The sequence below is a fragment of the Actinophytocola glycyrrhizae genome, from assembly GCF_042653545.1.
Classification (GTDB): Bacteria; Actinomycetota; Actinomycetes; order Mycobacteriales; family Pseudonocardiaceae; genus Actinophytocola; species Actinophytocola glycyrrhizae.
The window spans coordinates 191,066-208,187 of sequence record NZ_JBHSIS010000022.1 but is presented as its reverse complement, the minus strand read 5'-3'; the positions used below and the strand labels follow the sequence as shown (position 1 = coordinate 208,187).

The following is a 17,122-nucleotide window of genomic DNA, read 5'->3' as shown; positions in this document are numbered from 1 at the left end:
TAAGCTCCGTCGGGTGACGGACAACCTGGTGTGGATCGACTGCGAGATGACCGGCCTCGACTTGAGTAAAGACGCACTGATCGAGATCGCGGTTCTCGTGACCGACTCGGAGCTCAACATCGTCGACGACGGCATCGACATCGTCATCCACGCCGACGACGCCGCCCTGGACGCCATGCCGGACGTCGTCCGCGAGATGCACGCCAACTCCGGCCTCACCCCACTCGTCCGCGAGTCGACCGTCGCGGTGGCCGACGCCGAGGCCCAGGTACTCGACTACGTGCGCAAACACATCCCCGACGCCCGCACCGCACCCCTCTGCGGCAACTCCATCGCCACCGACCGCGGCTTCATCGCCCGCGACATGCCCGCACTCGACGCCCACCTCCACTACCGGATGATCGACGTGTCGTCCATCAAGGAACTGTGCAGGCGCTGGTACCCGAGGATCTACTACGCGCAGCCCGGCAAGGGCCTCACCCACCGCGCACTCGCCGACATCAAGGAGTCCATCCGGGAACTCCGGTACTACCGCGGCACCGCGTTCGTCCCCGCCCCCGGCCCGACGAGCGACCAGGCAAAAGCCGTGGCAGAGGCCCTGATGAACCCCGAAACCTGACCGCTTGCCAGCCGGGTTACGATATGCCCGCTGTCAGTGCGGCACCGGCAGCGATGGTGGGTGTAGCTCAGCCGGTAGAGCACCTGGTTGTGGTCCAGGATGTCGCGGGTTCAAGTCCCGTCACTCACCCGTGGATGACCCTGTTCGGTGGCCCTTCGGGGCCACCTTCCCGGGCGGGTTCGTCATTGTCCTGGGGGGCCGAGCCCCCCATGCCCCCCACGGTGCGTGATTGTTGCCCTGGCTGCGTGGGGGCTTTCGATCTTTGCGTGGGGGCTTTCGATCTTGGCTTCGCCACCTCGCGTTTTGGGTGGGCTCGTGTTCGGGCTATCAGTGGGTTTGGGTGCTGTGAATGGCGCGTTCACGGCATAACGAGTGCCGTCAATGGGCCGTTCAGGGCGCTCAGCGCCCTGAACGCGCCTTTCAGGGCATTGCCACGCCGTCAACGCGCCTTTCACGGCACCCCAAAGCCTGGGCGCTCCGCGCTCGGCCCGCGAAGCGGGTCCCGCAAGCGGGAAGCTGCCCGCGAAGCGGGCTCTACCCTCGCAACCCCGACGGTGGCGTCAGCCCACCACCAAGGGGCTCCCTGCCATCCCGTCGACCTGGCAACGCCCGATCACGCCGCGCCAAGGGGGGCCAAACACCCGAATCACACCAAGCACGAACCGGCCCCCCTTGGCGCGGTGTGATAGCCCGTAGGGAGGTTGACGGGATGGCAGGCAGACCCGAACCCAACCGCAGCCAAACAACATCCCCCCGCCACCCCCGAGACCTGCCCGTCCGGCGAGGACAACCACCACGACGTCACCCCCAGACCTGCCCGTCCGTCGAGGGACAAACCGTCAAACCAGGCAAGGGACAGCAACGAAGCCCGGATTCGAAGGCTTGGTCAGCGTTTGCCGCCTGCTTTCCACTCGTCCCAGGGGACCTGCCAGACGCTCAGGCCGTCCCAGGGTTCCAGGACCGGGCCGCCGCTGTTCTGGACGGTGATCACGTCGCCTTTCTGGCTTATGTCCTGTAGCCAGCGGGCGTTTTCCGTTGTCATGTTGATGCAGCCGTGGCTCACGTTGCGGTGGCCCTGGTCGCCTACCGACCACGGGGCCGAGTGGTAGAAGATGCCGCTGTTCGACATGCGACTCGCCACCGCGACGGTCGTTCGGTAGCCGGCTGACGAGTCGACCGGGACGCCGTAGGTGCTGGAGTCCATCGTGTAGTTCGAGTGTTCGCTCATCACCACGTACGTGCCCACCGGGGTTTCGTGCGCGGGCTTGCCCATGGAGATGGGAATCGTCCTCGCCACCTCGCCGTTCACCGTCACCGTCATCTGGTGGGTGGCGCCGTCGGCGGTGGCCACGATCGCGTCGCCCACCGTGATGTTGGCAAGGCGGCTGTCGTTGCCGAACACGCCGTTGCCGAAGTCCTTGCCGTAGATCGCGGCGTTGATCGTGATCTTCGTGCCCGCCGCCCAGTACTCCTTCGGGCGCCAGTGGACCTCGCTGTCGTCGAACCAGTAGAAGGCGCCCTCGGTGTGCGGGGTCGCCGAGATCTGGATCGCCTGCTCCACGGCGGCCTTGTTCTCGATGTTCACGTCGAAGTAGAACGCCAGCGGCTGGCCGACGCCCACCGTCTGGCCGTCAAGCGGGTTCATCGCCACGTCGGCCTTCACGCGCGGGGTCGCGGTCGAGAAGACCGACGTCACAGTGGCCGGTTTGCCGTCCGTGCCCTGGCCCGTCGCGGTGGCCGTGTACGTCCTGCCGAAACCGAGGGGCTCGGTGGTCTGCCAGGTCGTGCCGTCCGGGGACAACCGGCCCGCGACCGGCTCGCCGTCGTCGTTGACCAGTGTGGCCTGCGTGACCTTGCCGTCGATCGCGGCGATCGTGACCGGACCACCCGGCACCACGTCGGCCGCCTTGTCACCCGGGGTGATCGTGAGCTTGACCGGCTTCTTCGGCGGCGCCGGTTTCGCGCTCGAAGTCTGCTCGCTCGTGTCGTTCTTCGGTTCCGTCGCCGCCTCACCACTGGTACACGACGTGACCATCAACACAGCGAGACTCATGACCCCGCTGATGAGTAACCCCCGCCGTCGGCCGCCCCAAGCCATAACACACCGCCCCATCTACCTCTGATCGTCAGCCACAGTGTGCCCGATGGGTCCGACACCCTGGAGCAGGCCATCCACCCGCAAGAGGGAATCCCGTTTCAGTGGCCTCAGGGGCCCGTGATACGGTTCCACACGTCGCGGCGGAGAGATCTCCTCCGATACGCGCCGCTAGCTCAACTGGCAGAGCAGCTGGCTCTTAACCAGCGGGTTCGGGGTTCGAGTCCCTGGCGGCGTACACCAGGACCGCAGGTCAGCGTTATCGCTGACCTGCGGTCTTGTTGTTGCAGGCTTGTAACCGTGATCAATCTGAGCGTCCGCGGCAGATGAGCGGAACAAGAGCATCGGCGCTCCGCTCGACCGGCTCGAACTGCGTGCGGTGTTCCGCCAACTGCCCAGCCGGTTTCCGGCGATGCGGCTCGCGGTGCCCGTGTCCGAGCCGGCCGTCCACACCGGAACTCTCACCGGTGGGCTGGTGGCGTGGTGAGCGCCATGGTGCACCACCCGGTCTTCGCGCGGCTCCATCCGCCACCACAGTGGTGCGTGCACTGGTGCTGTGCTCGATCCCGGACCAGGGCACGGCTTTGCGGGAGATCCGCCGCATTCTCGTCCCAGGTGGACGGAGCCCGTGACGTGCCCCGCGGCGTACTCGCTGTGCTGGCGGACCCTCGGGCACGAACTGCTCGCCGCCGCCAATCTCGCCGCGTCCACCGGCTCGGCCTGCCACAGCGGCACCCACACCCCCTCCCCCGTCCTCACCGCCATGGCCACCCCACCGACCGCGCCCTCGCCGCAGTCCGGCTGTCACTCGGCCGCTGGACCACACCCGAGGACATCGACACCGCGGCCACCGCGTTGATCACAGCAGCCGAAGGAGAGGCATGACCGACACCACCGGGCACCCGCAGCGTGCACGCAGGTGAGGAACGCGACCCGCAAGGAGCCATCCACACCCCGAGTCAGCACCTGGCCGGCGTGCGCATCGGAAAGCGCAGCAGATCGAACTCGACGGTGGTCAGGTCGATCCGCCGACCGCCCCTCGTGACCTCATGGTTGCCCTCATCGAGGATGAGGGCACCGATCACGAGGGACGGCCCTGGGGACGCCACGTCCATACCGGCGTGGCGGAGCAGTGTCCGCAGGCGTAGTACCACCTCTGCCAGGCTGACGGGCTTGGCGAGGAGTTCCGCGAGCGCGGGTTCGTCGGCGACGGCCAGCACACGGACGGACTCCCCACCGGTTCCTGCCCGCTCGTCACGGGGAGTTCCGGCTCGTGGCGGTCACCACAGGACGGCGGGTCACCGACCGGCGGGGCGCCCCATGGGCCCACCTCCCGGCCCGCCACCGGGACCGCGGCCGAAGCCGCCACCACCGCCGCCGCCACCGGGACCGCCGCCTGTAGGCGTCTCGGCGCTGGGCAGGGGTTCGCCGAGGTCAGCCAGGACCACTTGCTCACCGGCAGCCACGCCTTCCTGGATCTCGGTGCGGAGGGGGCCGACCGCGCCGACGGTCACCTGCCGCGTGATGGCTTGACCGTCCGCGTACACGGTGACCGTGTCGCGGCCGCCGCGGGTCAGGGCCGATGTGGGCACGGTGACCACGTTGTCGATGGTGGACACCACGATGGTCACGCTCGCTGTGCTCCCGGCCAGCATCGTGGTGGTGGGCTCGTCGACGGTCACGGTCACCGGGTAGGCGACCGAGTCGGACGCGGTGTCGGCCAGACGGCCGATGCGCGTCACCGTGCCCGTGACTCCTTCGTTCGCGCCGGACGGGGTCACCGTGGCTTCCAGGCCCACGTCGATGTCGCTGATCCGCTCCACCGGGACCGTCGTCTCGATCACGGCGTCGCCGCTGCCGATCAGCACGATCGCGGTGTCGCCCGCGGTCACGCTGTCGCCCTCGGTCACCTCGACCGACGCCACCTCGCCCGCGATCGGCGCGGTCAGGTTCGCGTGGATGAGGGACTGCTCGGCCGCCAACAGATCCGCTTCAGCGCGGTCGATCCGCGCCTGGCCGGACGCGATGCCGGTGGCGCTGGAACCGGAGCCCGGGGGCTCCTCGGCACCGTTCGGCGACTGGCCACCGTTCTGGGACTGGCCACCGTTCTGCGGCTGGTCCCCGCCTCCTTGAGCGTCGCTGCTGCCGCTGGGCTGGTCGGCACCGGAGGAGCTCGCGGACTTCTGCACCTCGGCCACGGCCCGGTCGAGCGACCCGGCCAGGTCGTCGATGGTGCTCTGCAACGTGTCCTGGGCCTGGGCGACCGCGTCCTGCGCGGCTGTCACGGCGTTCAGCGCTTCCGAGCAGGCCGCGTTCTGGGCAGGCGGTTCGACTGTTGCCGGTTCGGATGCGGTGGGTTCGGTGGGCGCTGCGGTGTCCGGCTGGTAGGCGTTGGCGCACTTCTCGGTCTGCGTGGCCAGCGCCGACTTCGCCGCGGTGATGGCCTTGGTGGCCGTGGTCTGGGCCGTGCGCACCGCCTGCTGTTGCTTCTTCACCTGGGCGGCCAGACCGGCGAGCGCGGAGTCGGTAGGTTGGTCGGCTTGCTGGGCTGGGGCCGTCGGCTGGTTGTCCGTGGGCGCGACCGCCACGGCGGCCTGAGCTGTGTCCACCTGTTCCTGCTCGGCGGCCTCGATCGCGGCTGTCGCGTCGGCGAGTTCGGCCTCGGCGGCATCCACCGCGGCCTGCAGGACGGTCGTGTCCAGGCTGCCCAGCGGCTGTCCGGCTGTGACGTGGTCGCCCACCGCGACGGCCAGGTCGGTGAGCGTGCCGTTGGTCCCGAACGCGACGTCCGCCCGGTTGACGAGGTCGACCGTCCCGCTGGTGGACACCGTCTGCTCGACGTCGCCAGTGCTCGCCGTGGCGAGCCGGTACTGCTCGGAAGTGTCGCCGGCCGCGACACTGACCGCGCCGACCGAGGCGACGAGCCCCACCGCGGCCGCGCCGATGACCCACGGCACCACGGGGGGCCTGAGTAGTGCACGCATGATCAGAACCCTCCGCCTCGCCCGAACATACCGGCGCACTCGCCGTCCACGGGGTCGGTGATGTTGATGTTGGTCGCGGTCACGGCCCCGGTGTCGTCGGACTCCCCGGTGGCCGTCACACAGCGGCCGACCTCGAGGGCCGCCGCGGTCGCGTCGGCGTTGGTCGTCCACGTGGTGCCTGCGGACACCGTGACCGTGGCCATTCGTGTGTCCTCCGAGCCCGGGACGGTCGACTCGACCGTGAAGCCGTCGGCGGTGACCGCGGTGACCGTTCCGGACGCGCCACCGAACTGCCCTCGGTCACCCCCGCCCGGTGCCGACGGCGCACCGCTGGGCCGCGACGGCCGTTCCCCACTGGGCCTCGACGGCCGTTCCCCGCTGGGGGGCGCCATTCCGCCGCCCGGCATGCCCCGGCCGCCGCCACCCTGTATCCCGCACGATCCGTCGACCGACTCGCTGATCGAGACCGTCGCGGCGGTCACGGAATCCCCGGAGTCGTCCCCCGAGTCCTCGGACGTGACCCGGACGCAGTCGCCGACCTTCAACTCGGCGAGCGTCGCCGCGACCTGCTGGGTGAACGTGGTCGTGTCGGTGTAGGTGACCGAGACCTGCCCGCTCTGCGCGTTCTGCACCTGCATCGTGGTGCCGGAGATGGCGGCGATCTCGCCGGTGGCGCCGGGGAATCCCGCCCCGCCACCGGGACCGCCGCGCCCGTTTCCCTGGCCTGCCGCGCCCTGCTCGGTGTCCTGGCCGGTGGCACCGGAGTCGTCCGAGCCGCACGCGGTGACGGTCAGGATGGCGGCCGTGGTGGCGGCCAGGAGCGCATGCTGGATGCGAATCATGGAATCGGTCTCTCTCCGTGGGGGAAGGTGCTCACTCGCTGCGCAGCGCGTCGATCGGGGTGAGCCGGGCGGCACGGCTGGCCGGGTAGACACCGAAGCCGAGCCCGATCGCGAGTGCGACGCCGATGGCGGCGAGGGTCGCGACCAGTGACACGCTGACCGGCTGGTCGATCAGGCCGGGAAGAACGTAGGCGCCGCCGATGCCGATACCGATGCCGACGACGCCACCGACGGCACCGAGCACACCGGCCTCGACGAGGAACTGGCGGCGGACCGCCCGCGGTGTCGCGCCGAGCGCCTTGCGCAGGCCGATCTCCCTGACCCGCTCGGTGACCGCGACGAGCATGATGTTCATGACGCCGATCCCGCCGACGAGCAACGAGATCGCCGCAACGCCGCCGAGCAGGATCGTCAGGGTCTCGTTGGTCGCGTTCGCCGTCTCCAGCAGCGACTCCTGGGTCGAGATCGAGAAGTCGACGTCGGCGGCGTCGACGCCGTGCAGGTTCAGCAGCAGCGACGTGATCTCCTGGTGCGCGGCGCTCAACGACTCGGCCGAGTCGGCCTGCACGTAGATCGTGGACACCGACGAGGTGGACGAGCCCGACACCCGCTTGGCCGTGCCGATCGGGACCACGGCCATGTCGTCGTCGCTGGAACTGCTCGACGATCCGCCGCTGGGCTCGAGGACCCCGACGACGGTCATCATCGTGCCGCCCACATTGACCTGCTGGCCGATCGGGTTACCGACGGCGAACAGCTCGCTCGCGGTGTCCGCGCCGAGCACGACGACGTCGGCGGCCCCGTCGACCTCGCCCTGGTTGAAGAACCGGCCCGAGGACAGCGTCCGGTTGCGCACCGACTGCCACGACGTCGTGGTCCCCACCATGCTCGTCGTCCAGTTCGTGGTGCCGACGGTGAGCGACAGCGAGCTCGTGGTGACCGGTGCGACGGCGGCGACGTCCGGTGCCACCGACTCCGTGGCCATGGCGCTCGCATCGTCCATGGTCAGCGTCGACGCGGAGCCGAACCCGCCCCGCACTCCCGACTGGGAGGTGCTGCTGCCCGGCGACACGATCAGCAGGTTGCTGCCCAGCGCGTCGATCTGCTTGCGCACCTCGTCCTGGGCACCGAGACCGAGGCCGACGGTCAGGATGACCGAGGCGATGCCGATGACGATGCCGAGCATCGTCAACACCGAGCGGAGCCGGTGGGCGCGGATCGCCTCGAGGCCGCTGCGGAAGGTATCCGTCCAGTTCACGAGGCCAGCACCCGGTCCGACAGCACGCCGTCGCGGATGACCAGCGTGCGCTCCGCCTGCTCGGCCACGTCCTGCTCGTGCGTGATCAGCACGATCGTGCGGCCCGCCGCGTGGAGTTCGGCGAACAGGCTGAGCACGTCGGCCGTCGAGGAGGAGTCGAGGTTCCCGGTCGGCTCGTCGGCGAGGATCAGCGCCGGGTCGGTCACCAGTGCACGGGCCACGGCGACACGCTGTTGCTGGCCGCCGGACAACTCGCCAGGGCGGTGCTCGAACCGGTTGCCGAGACCGACTCTTTCCAGCGCACGCACCGCGCGTTCACGCCGTTCCGCGGCCGGCACACCCGCATACGCCAGTGGCAGCTCGACGTTGCGGCAGGCCGTCATGCTCGGCAGGAGGTTGTACTGCTGGAAGACGAAACCGATCCGCCGGTTGCGGATCACGGCCAGCCGGCTTTCGGACAGGTCGCCGACATCCTCGCCGGCCAGCCGGTAGACACCGGAGGTCGGCACGTCCAGACAGCCGAGGATGTGCATCAACGTCGACTTGCCCGATCCGGACGGCCCGACGATCGCGACGTAGTCACCGGACTCGATGGTGACCGACACCCCGCGCACCGCTTGAACCTCGATCGCACCGGTGGCGTAGGTCTTGCGCACGTCCTTCATCTCGATGATCGGCGTGGTCATCGGCGTGGTCATCGCCCCCCACCCCCTGGGAGCCGCGCACCACCGGGGAACTGTCCGCCACCGGGGAACTGGCCACCGCCCGGGAATCCGCCACCCCCACCGCCGCCGCCACCGCCGCCTGGTGCGCGGGTGAAGCCGGTGATCTCCACCTCGTCACCCTCGGAGAGGCCGGAGACGACCTCGGTCTGTGCGCCGTAGGCGGTGCCGATCTCGACGTCGGTGCGGACGCGCTCGCCGTTGACGATCCGGTTGACGTAGGTCGTCGACCCCTCGCTGTGCAGGGCCTGGCTCGGCACGGTCAGCACGTCGTCGCGCTGCTCGACGATGATCGAGACGGTGGCCGAAGAGCCGGCGTAGATGTCGTCGCGTTCCCCGGTGACCTCGATCGTGACCGGGAACGCGGCCGCGCCGGAACTGTCCGCGGAGGCGACCTTGCCCACCGACTTCACCGTGCCGTACACCGCCTCGGTCGCGTCGACCGGCGTGATCTCGGCCTGCAGGCCGGCCTTGACGCTCTCGACGTCCGAGCTGCCCACCTTCGCCTCGACGACGAAGCGGTTGGTCGACACGATGGTGACCTGGGCCGACGAGCTGGTGTCGGCCGTGGAGCCCTGAGACCCGCCCGACGGGCCGGGGGCCGGTCCCTGGCCCGTGGCGCCCGAGCCATCGCTCGAACCGCTCCCGGCTGACACCTCGTCGCCGACCGCCAGGTCGAGCGAGGCGACCGTGCCGGCGATCGGGGCGCGGAGCTCCGCCTGATCGAGCGACGACTGCGCCGAGGACAGCTCGCTCTCGGCGGACACCACGGCAGCCTGGTCGGCGGCGATCCGGGTGTCGGAGGCGCCGTTGGCCGTGTCCTCGTCGAGCTGGGCGTTGGCGGCGTCGAGCGAGGACTGTGCGGCGTCCACATTGGCCTGGAGCAGCTCGTCGTCGACCGTCGCGAGCACCTGGCCCTCGGTGACGGTGTCACCCTCCGCGACGTCGACGCTGACGACCTCTCCGCTGACCGCGAACGAAAGGTCGGCCCGGTCTGCCGGCTCGATGGTGCCCGATGCCGAGACGCTCTGCCGCTGGGTACCGGACGAGACGGTGGCCGTCATCATCTCCGCGGCGCCCTCCGAAGGCGTGAGAAGCAACCACGCCCCCGCACCACCCACCGCGAGCACCACCGCCACGGCCACCACCAGCCATCGTTTCTTCATGCGGTGAAACAAGGAACGCACCAATTACTCCTCGCGCTCAACGTGACATGGCGAACCCCGGACACACGACCGTCGCGGGGAAAACTGTCGGGGTCCTTCGAGTTGCCTGTGGGCAACCTGTGCGTCTGGGCCGCGTGCACCGCGCGCGGTGCACGCGGGCGGTCGGGCATCGCAGTCGCAGAGGTCTGCGTGCCCACGCCGGCGGAACCTCCGCCCGGCTGCTCAGGCTCGGGTGAACCGCCGTAGGCGCTCGAGTCGACCAAGCCCATGCCGATGACTGTCTCGTCGGAACCCATGCGGAGGAACCGGTGCGGCATGGTGGTCGTTGAGCCAACGACATCGCCTTGCTCGGCAGCGCTGACCGACAACGTGGCCTCTCCCGTTTCTTTTCGGCACGACCGTTCCCGAGCACTGTGTTGTGGTCGGACGGGCACCTACAGTGCTGCGCCGAGTGTTAGAACACCCTTGGGCTGGCCTGAGAAAACCGTGAGAGCGGAGCCGATCTCCGCGGGCCCCCGCACAGCGCAGACCAGTAACCTCCACACGCGTACACCCAGAGTGACGACAGGGCGAGGTGGCATGCGCATACTCGTGGTGGATGACGATCCCGACGTCCGGGACAGTCTGCAGCGCAGTCTGGAGTTCGCGGGCTACGACGTCGTCACCGCCGCCGACGGGGCCGCGGCCTTGCGGCTGGTCAGCAACGTGCAGGCACTCGACCTGGCAATTCTCGACCTGATGATGCCCGAGATAGACGGACTGGAGACGTGTCGCCGGCTCCGTGACGCGGGAGAGCGGATGCCGGTGCTGATACTGACCGCGCGTGACGGGCTGGGCGACCGGGTCACCGGCCTGGACGCCGGCGCCGACGACTACATGATCAAGCCGTTCGCGCTGGAGGAACTGCTCGCCCGTGTCCGCGCGCTACTCCGGCAGAACCGCGGTGACATCTCCGCGCGGCATGTTCGGCGATTCGCGGACCTGCGTCTGGACCTGCGCACGCGAGAGGTCGTGCGAGCGGGCCGGCCGATAGACCTCACCCCGACCGAGTTCGCCCTCCTGGCCGCGTTGCTCGAGCGACCGGGAAAGGTCCTGACCCGCAACCACCTCACGCACGCCGTGTGGGGCCACGACTACGGCACCAACAACCTCGACGTCTACATCAGCTACCTGCGACGCAAGACAGAGACCGACGGCCAGAGCCGACTGGTGCACACCGTCCGAGGTGTCGGGTTCGTCCTCCGGCTGCCGTCATGAGCCGAACGCGGCGCGAGCGACGCATGCTGCTCCGCAACCGGATCACCTGGGCCACCGCGTGCGTCGTCGCCGTGGCGATCGCCACGATCAGCACCATCGCGTGGTTCGCCACCCAGCACAACCTGCGGACCCAACTCGACGAGACGTTACGGGAAGGGCAGCCGCCGCCCCGCACGACACCCGCGCCCGGCCCGCGCCGCCCGGATCTCACCGCCCTGTGCTCGCCGGATCCCGTCAACAGGGACCTGCGACGATTCCTCGAAGATATCCAGCTACTCGGCAGCGACGGCACCACGTGTGTGCCCACGGGAGTCGAACCGGTCGTCATCGAACCCGGAGACCTCGACCTCGACGACGTGACCTTACGCGACGGTCACACCAGTTCTGGTGCTCCGGTTCGGGTGCTCCTGCGTCCGCTTGAAAACGGTGACGTGCTGGTCGTCAGCCGAAGCCTCACCGAGATCCAGGGCACGCTCACCGGCCTGCGCAACGTGCTGATCGTCGTGTCGGTCCTCGCGGCCGCGCTTGTCGGTGTGGCGGCCCGCCTGCTCACCCGCAGCGCACTCGCCCCGCTGGAGCGACTGACCGAGACCGCGGAGGAGATCGCCCGCACCGAAGATCTCCAAACGCCGATCACCGTGTCCGGCCGGGACGAGGCCGGCCGCCTCGGACGCGCGTTCGCGGCCATGACCGCCGCACTCTCGGAGTCGCGACACCGCCAGCGCGAACTGGTCAACGACGCCGCACACGAACTGCGTACCCCACTGACCAGCCTGCTGACCAACGTCGACCTCCTGATCCTCAGTCAAAGCACGGGCCGGCCACTGCCGGCCGGCCAGCAGGCGACGATCCTGAACCGGCTCCAGGCCCAAGCACACGAGTTCCGCGACCTGGTCAACGAACTGGTCATCCTCGCCCGAGACGAACGCGAACTGGAACGCACCCCGGTCGACATCCCGACCGTGATCGACAACGCCGCACGCCGGGCCGAAAGCCGGGCCCGCGGGCACCGCTTCGACATCGACCACACACCCTGGCTGGTGATCGGCGACAAAACCGCGCTCGAACGCACCGTGCTCAACCTCCTCGACAACGCGATCAAGTTCTCGCCCGCCGACTCGACCATCACAGTCCGTTCACGACCCGGCTGGCTGACCGTCACAGACGAAGGACCCGGAATCCCCGCCACGCACCGTCAACACGCCTTCGACCGCTTCTGGCGAGCACCCGACGCCCGCGCTCTCCCCGGCTCCGGACTCGGGCTCGCCATCGTCGCCGACACCGTCATCGCGCACGGCGGCAGCGTGAAGTTCGCGACCCCACCCGCGACCCGAGGCACCTCCGTCCGCATCGAGCTACCCGCGGCCACTGACCAAGGGCTGTAGATCGTCAGTCAGTGGGGATCAGACGAGCCAACTCTCACGTCCGCGCGCTGGCGCCGCGGGGGAAGCTCACGACGTCGGTCTTGCCGTCACCGTCGAAGGCGCCGGTCAGCGGTATCCGGTCGGCCGAGGCGAAGTCGTCGTGCCACTTGGCGGTCGGCCGCGCGAATGTCGTGCCGTCCCGCCACATCCGCAACGGCCGCTGAGCCGAAACCGCGACACGATCCGGGTCGGCGTCGTGTCCACGCTGCTCGCCCTGCACCGGCTGTCACCCGCCACCGCCCTTCGTCTGGTCGCCGACTGAGCCTGCCGATCTCCAGCGCCTCCGATCCTCACCGCCACCGGCCGCACCGTCACTGCCGAACAGGCCGGTCAGATCGGCCACGAACCCGGAGCCGGTCGTGGGCGTGGTCGAGGAAACGCCTGCACCGCCCTCGCGTTCGGGTTGGCGAAGGTCCGCCATGCCGCCTGCGGCCGGACGGCTAACCTGACCGGCGAAGTCGGCGTGGACGGAGGATCGGTGAAGGGCCTGACTGGTCGGTGGCGGATCGTGGAGATGGGCGAGTGGGACCGGGACGCGATCGACCTCATCGGGCCCGGGTTCATCGAGTTCGCCGCGAAGGGCACCGGTGAGTTCGGGTTCATCGCGGTGCGTGGCCGGCTGGACTGCCGGTGGTCCAAGCGGAACGGCCGGCCGTTCGTCGAGTTCACTTGGGAAGGCGACGACGAGGGCGACCAGGTCAGCGGGCGCGGCTGGGCGGCGCTGACCGAGGACGGTGGGCTGACCGGGCACCTGTTCTTCCATCTCGGTGACGACTCGGGGTTCCGGGCGACACCCTTCGAAACCGGCACGGAGGTCAGGCATTGAGCGAGTACCAGTACTACGAGTTCCTCGCCGTCGACCGGCCACTCGACGATCGCCAGCGGTCCGAGATGCGCAAGCTGTCCACCCGCGCGCGGATCACCGCCACGAGCTTCGTCAACGAGTACCACTGGGGCGACTTCCGCGGTAACCCGAGCAAGATGATGGAGCGTTACTACGACGCGCACCTGTATCTGGCGAACTGGGGCACCCGGCACGTCATGCTTCGCCTGCCACGCAGCCTGCTGGATGTGGAGGTGGCCGAGCAGTACTGCGTCGGTGACCAGGTCACCGCCTGGACAACAGGCAACCACCTCATCCTCAGCCTGACCAGTGAAGCCGAGGAAGAAAGCTGGGACTACGAGCCGCAGGGATTCCTGGCCGCGATCGTCGGTGTCCGGGGTGAGATCGCCGCCGGGGATCACCGCGCGCTGTATCTGGCGTGGCTGGCCGGGTACGGCACCTGGGAACGCGACGAAGCCGGGTTCGACGACGAGGACGACGACGAACCCGAACCCCCGCTACCAGCCGGGTTGCGCACACTCACCGCGCCGCAACGTGCGCTGGCCGACTTCCTGCGCCTCGACGACGACCTCCTCGCGGTCGCGGCCGAGACAAGCCCACCACTCGGCAAGGCCACCGCTGATCCGGAGCGTCTCGCCGCCTGGGTGGCGAAACTGCCCACGGCGGAAAAGGACCGGCTTCTTGTGCGTGTCGCCCAGGATCACGCCGCGACCGTGCACCTGGAGCTACTGCGCCGGTTCCGCGACGACACCACCCCTGCCACCGCCGGCCGGCCGCGCCGCACGGTGGCCGGCCTCCTCGACGGCGCTGCCCGCATCCGCGCCGACCGACAGCGCCGCGAAGCCGTGCGACGCGCCGAGGAAGAAACCCGCCGCGAAGCATCTCGCGCTCTTGCCCGCGAGCGGTGGCTGGACGAACTGGCCGACGACGAGGAAGCCGCCTGGGCACGCGTCGCCGCGCTGATCGCCACTCGCCAACCCGGCGAGTACGACAACGCCGTCAGACTCCTGGCCGACCTGCAGACCCTCGCAGAACGCGACGACCGCCCCCACGAGTTCACCCAGCGCTGTGCTGCGATCCGGCAGGATCACGCACGCAAAACCACGCTCATCGGAAAGCTCGACCGCGCGAACCTCTGAGGAGGACGCCAACGGCTACGGCCCGCCTTCGACCTCGCCGGGGGGCGGGCACCCCGCCTTGGTGCCGTGACAGGCGCGATGTCGGCACCGGTGCGCCCTGCGGGGTGCGCTTCGTGGGTGCGGGTGTCATGCCGTGGAAAGCGCTGGCAACAAGCGGACATAACAACCGGATAATTCCGGGACCCCTCCCGGTGCCGCGGTAGGACAATACTTTTCGGCCGCCGCCATTCCTGGGGAAGGAACCACCGATGGACCGCCCGCCGCAGCCCGAACCCAGTCCGCCGACCCCAGCGACGCCGGAGCCCGGGCCATCCGCTGAGGAGACCCCCGCGCCTGCGGCGGAGGGTGGAGCGCAGGCACCACCGCCCGCCGCGGTCGAGCCCCCCGGCGAGCCGGAGGCGCAGGCAGAACCAACCGTTGCGGAGGACGCGCGACAGCCGCCGACACCTGCCGCTCCGGAGCCGGTGGTGGCTTCCTTCTCGGAGCAGGTAACCCGGCCGGGTGTTGGGCAGCCCGTCGGTGACGACCAGCCGACGGTCGCCGAGGCGGGGTTCCGGCAGCAGTGGGCCACCTACGAGCAGGGCGCTACCGGGGCCCGGGCGACGTTCTACGACCCGGACGTCACGCCCGCCTACGGCACCCGCGTGCCACGGCCGCAGACCCCGGCCGACCCGTTGGCCGTCGCCGTCGGGAACGCCTCGCTGCTCGGGATCGGCTACTTCCTGCTCGGCAGGAAGGTGCTCGGTGTCGCGGCCGTGCTGGTGACGGTCGCGCTGCTGTTCGTGCTCCTGTCCGTGACGCCGACGCTGTGGTTCGAGTTCGTGGTCGTCGCCTGGTGGGTGGCGGTCGTCGGGCACGGGTGGGCGCTCGCCCGGCGTCGGCCCCGGCCCCGGCCGGTGCGCACCCAGCGGGTCACCGCGTTCGCGGTGGCGCTTCCGGTGCTGCTCGCGTTCGGGCTGTTGCGGTTCGACGCCGCCAGGATCGAGGACGACATCACCGCCGCGCGGGCCGGTGGGGACTGCGAAGCGGCACTCGCGGCGACCGGGTCGTTCTGGTTCGGGCACGACCTGGCCGACGCGCCGCTGACCGAGCGGGCAGGCGCCACCGTCCGGGCCTGCGACCAGCTGCGCACCGCAGGCCGGGTGCTCGACTCCTCGCTCGAGGGCGACACCGGCGCGCTCGCTGCCGGGTTCGGCGACCTGACCGACGTGCTGACCGGCCTGCCGGGGCACGAGGAGATGGTGCGGTCCACTGTGGACGGCTTCGTCCGTGCGCTGCCCGTCGATGATCCCTGTGACACCAGCGCCATCACCGACTGGCTGCGGAAGAAGAAGCCGGGCGGGGCGCTCAGCGCGGCGAGCGAGGTCGTGCCGCAGGTCGCGCCGTCGGCGCTCGTCGAGTGCGCGGACGCCTTCATGGCCACGAGCGACTGGGACGTCGCGAAGCTGCGGTACCAGCAGCTCCTCGACGAGTACCCCGACCACGAGCTGGCGCCGAAGGCGCGGGCCGGGGTCACGAAGGCCACCCAGGCCATCGAACTCGCCAACGTGCGGGCTCTGCTGACCACCTCGGGCGGCTCGGTACCGGCCTACTGCGCCACCCCAGCGGCCTACAGCGCCGCCAAGCCCTACGTCCCCAACGCGCCCAACCGCGCGCTGGTGTACGGCAACGAAGCCCACACCGGCAAGATCCCGCCCGCCTGGCGCGCCAAGGACGCGGCCGACGCGGTCGTCGTGATCTGTGCGGGGGAGACCGAGTACGGCACGCCGGTGCAGACCTGCCCCTACGAGGCCGGGTCCAGCCTCTCCCCGTACGGGTACACGGACGTGACGTTCCACAAGATCGCGATCCCGCTGCGGGTGTTCGAGGTGCGGACCGGGAAGCTCGTCGCCCAGTTCAAGCTGGAGATCGGCGGGGCGAGCTGCCCCGCGGTCCTCGAGTACCGGACCTCGTCCTATGTGGACCTCGGGCCGCCGTCGCAGGTGTACGTGACGGCGTCGATCACCGACGTGCAGGGGGCGTTCCGGCCGATGCTCGTGCCGTGAGGTGTCCTATCGTTGCGGCGCCGAGGAGGTGCCGTGCCGACTGACCACCCTGACAGCGAGCCAGCCATGCGGATCGTGATCGCCGAGGACGACTCCCTGCTGCGCGAGGGTCTCGCGCTGCTGCTGCGCGCCGAGTCCCTCGACGTCGTCGCCACCACCGACAACCCGGACGCGTTCCTCGCCGCCGTCGACGAACACGACCCCGACGTGGCCATCGTGGATGTCCGGATGCCGCCGACCCACACCGACGAGGGCATCGTCGCGGCGGTCGAGGCCCGGCGGCGCAAGCCGGGGCTCGCGGTGCTCGTGCTGTCGGCGTACGTGGAGCAGGCGTTCGCGACGGAACTGCTCGCCGGTGGCGGCGCGCGGCTGGGCTACCTGCTGAAGGAACGCGTCGGGCGGGTGGCGGAGTTCCTCGACGCACTGCACCGCGTCCGCGACGGCGGCATGGCCATCGACCCGGACGTCGTGGCGCAGTTGCTGGCACGCACCCGGCCCGACACGAAGCTCGAACGCCTGTCGCGCAGGGAGCGGGACGTGCTGGCGCTGATGGCGGAAGGTCTCGGCAACAACGCGATCGCGGAGCGGCTCGTGGTGACCGACGGCGCCGTGCACAAGCACATCCGCAGCATCTTCGCCAAGCTCGACCTCGCGCCGGACGACCGCGCCGACCGCCGCGTCACCGCCGTGCTGCGGTACTTGGAGGACGCGAACCGGCGGTAGGCGG

General features: G+C 69.9%; 16 protein-coding genes and 2 tRNA genes. 10 read left to right on the top strand and 8 right to left on the bottom strand.

Translation table 11 applies throughout. The annotated features are described in order from the left end of the window. The first annotated feature begins 13 nt into the window (after positions 1 to 13). The gene (orn, locus tag ACFPCV_RS31950; protein WP_378060390.1) at positions 14 to 619 is read left to right on the top strand and encodes an oligoribonuclease; all 606 of its coding nucleotides are present in this window, start codon (positions 14 to 16) and stop codon (positions 617 to 619) included. A gap of 56 nt (positions 620 to 675) precedes the next feature. Then, positions 676 to 748: transfer RNA gene (locus ACFPCV_RS31945), tRNA-His, on the top strand. A gap of 757 nt (positions 749 to 1,505) precedes the next feature. Here the strand turns inward: ACFPCV_RS31945 and ACFPCV_RS31940 are convergent. Further along, positions 1,506 to 2,672 carry a L,D-transpeptidase gene (locus ACFPCV_RS31940; protein ID WP_378060388.1) on the bottom strand — a complete coding sequence of 389 codons (1,167 nt, stop codon included), beginning with the start codon at positions 2,670 to 2,672 and terminating at the stop codon, positions 1,506 to 1,508. Positions 2,673 to 2,879: 207 nt separating this feature from the next. Here ACFPCV_RS31940 and ACFPCV_RS31935 point away from each other — a divergent pair. Further along, positions 2,880 to 2,952, top strand: a tRNA-Lys gene (locus tag ACFPCV_RS31935). A gap of 390 nt (positions 2,953 to 3,342) precedes the next feature. Then, positions 3,343 to 3,573, top strand: a complete 231-nt coding sequence (locus ACFPCV_RS31930) for a hypothetical protein (protein ID WP_378060386.1) — start codon at positions 3,343 to 3,345, stop codon at positions 3,571 to 3,573. A gap of 100 nt (positions 3,574 to 3,673) precedes the next feature. Here the strand turns inward: ACFPCV_RS31930 and ACFPCV_RS31925 are convergent, their stop codons facing one another. The 6 genes from ACFPCV_RS31925 to ACFPCV_RS31900 form a co-directional block, all read right to left on the bottom strand. Continuing rightward, entirely contained in the window at positions 3,674 to 3,934 is a 261-nt protein-coding gene (locus ACFPCV_RS31925; RefSeq protein ID WP_378060384.1) for a response regulator transcription factor, read from the bottom strand. A gap of 78 nt (positions 3,935 to 4,012) precedes the next feature. Beyond that, the gene (locus ACFPCV_RS31920; RefSeq protein WP_378060382.1) at positions 4,013 to 5,698 is read right to left on the bottom strand and encodes an efflux RND transporter periplasmic adaptor subunit; all 1,686 of its coding nucleotides are present in this window, start codon (positions 5,696 to 5,698) and stop codon (positions 4,013 to 4,015) included. A 2-nt stretch (positions 5,699 to 5,700) separates the two neighbouring features. Then, positions 5,701 to 6,540 carry a DUF5666 domain-containing protein gene (locus ACFPCV_RS31915; RefSeq protein ID WP_378060380.1) on the bottom strand — a complete coding sequence of 280 codons (840 nt, stop codon included), beginning with the start codon at positions 6,538 to 6,540 and terminating at the stop codon, positions 5,701 to 5,703. 31 nt (positions 6,541 to 6,571) lie between these two features. Continuing rightward, positions 6,572 to 7,798 carry an ABC transporter permease gene (locus ACFPCV_RS31910; protein WP_378060378.1) on the bottom strand — a complete coding sequence of 409 codons (1,227 nt, stop codon included), beginning with the start codon at positions 7,796 to 7,798 and terminating at the stop codon, positions 6,572 to 6,574. Then, positions 7,795 to 8,496, bottom strand: a complete 702-nt coding sequence (locus ACFPCV_RS31905) for an ABC transporter ATP-binding protein (protein ID WP_378060376.1) — start codon at positions 8,494 to 8,496, stop codon at positions 7,795 to 7,797. Before ACFPCV_RS31905 ends, ACFPCV_RS31910 begins: the two co-directional genes overlap by 4 nt. Continuing rightward, positions 8,493 to 9,707, bottom strand: a complete 1,215-nt coding sequence (locus ACFPCV_RS31900; RefSeq protein WP_378060374.1) for an efflux RND transporter periplasmic adaptor subunit — start codon at positions 9,705 to 9,707, stop codon at positions 8,493 to 8,495. Before ACFPCV_RS31900 ends, ACFPCV_RS31905 begins: the two co-directional genes overlap by 4 nt. Positions 9,708 to 10,265: 558 nt before the next feature. On the opposite strand from ACFPCV_RS31900, the gene ACFPCV_RS31895 reads away from it, so the two are divergent. Further along, a complete protein-coding gene (locus ACFPCV_RS31895; protein WP_378060372.1) occupies positions 10,266 to 10,943 on the top strand; it encodes a response regulator transcription factor in 678 nt (225 codons plus the stop codon). Further along, positions 10,940 to 12,328 carry a sensor histidine kinase gene (locus tag ACFPCV_RS31890; protein ID WP_378060370.1) on the top strand — a complete coding sequence of 463 codons (1,389 nt, stop codon included), beginning with the start codon at positions 10,940 to 10,942 and terminating at the stop codon, positions 12,326 to 12,328. The genes ACFPCV_RS31895 and ACFPCV_RS31890 overlap by 4 nt, the downstream gene beginning before the upstream one ends. 34 nt (positions 12,329 to 12,362) lie before the next feature. Here the strand turns inward: ACFPCV_RS31890 and ACFPCV_RS31885 are convergent, their stop codons facing one another. Then, positions 12,363 to 12,587 (bottom strand): hypothetical protein, encoded by a 225-nt coding sequence (locus tag ACFPCV_RS31885; RefSeq protein WP_378060368.1) that lies wholly within the window; start codon positions 12,585 to 12,587, stop codon positions 12,363 to 12,365. 258 nt (positions 12,588 to 12,845) lie between these two features. Between ACFPCV_RS31885 and ACFPCV_RS31880 the strand changes: the two genes are divergently transcribed. The 4 genes from ACFPCV_RS31880 to ACFPCV_RS31865 all read left to right on the top strand — a co-directional run bounded on the left by ACFPCV_RS31880 (position 12,846) and on the right by ACFPCV_RS31865 (position 17,118). Next, positions 12,846 to 13,193 (top strand): hypothetical protein, encoded by a 348-nt coding sequence (locus ACFPCV_RS31880; protein WP_378060366.1) that lies wholly within the window; start codon positions 12,846 to 12,848, stop codon positions 13,191 to 13,193. Positions 13,194 to 13,258: 65 nt separating this feature from the next. After that, a complete protein-coding gene (locus tag ACFPCV_RS31875; RefSeq protein ID WP_378060364.1) occupies positions 13,259 to 14,350 on the top strand; it encodes a hypothetical protein in 1,092 nt (363 codons plus the stop codon). Positions 14,351 to 14,817: 467 nt separating this feature from the next. Then, positions 14,818 to 16,395, top strand: coding sequence for a tetratricopeptide repeat protein (locus ACFPCV_RS31870; RefSeq protein WP_378060362.1), 1,578 nt, complete (start codon positions 14,818 to 14,820; stop codon positions 16,393 to 16,395). 66 nt (positions 16,396 to 16,461) lie between these two features. Continuing rightward, on the top strand, positions 16,462 to 17,118 hold the full coding sequence (locus ACFPCV_RS31865) for a response regulator (protein ID WP_378061161.1): 657 nt from the start codon (positions 16,462 to 16,464) through the stop codon (positions 17,116 to 17,118). The last annotated feature ends 4 nt before the right edge of the window (positions 17,119 to 17,122 follow it).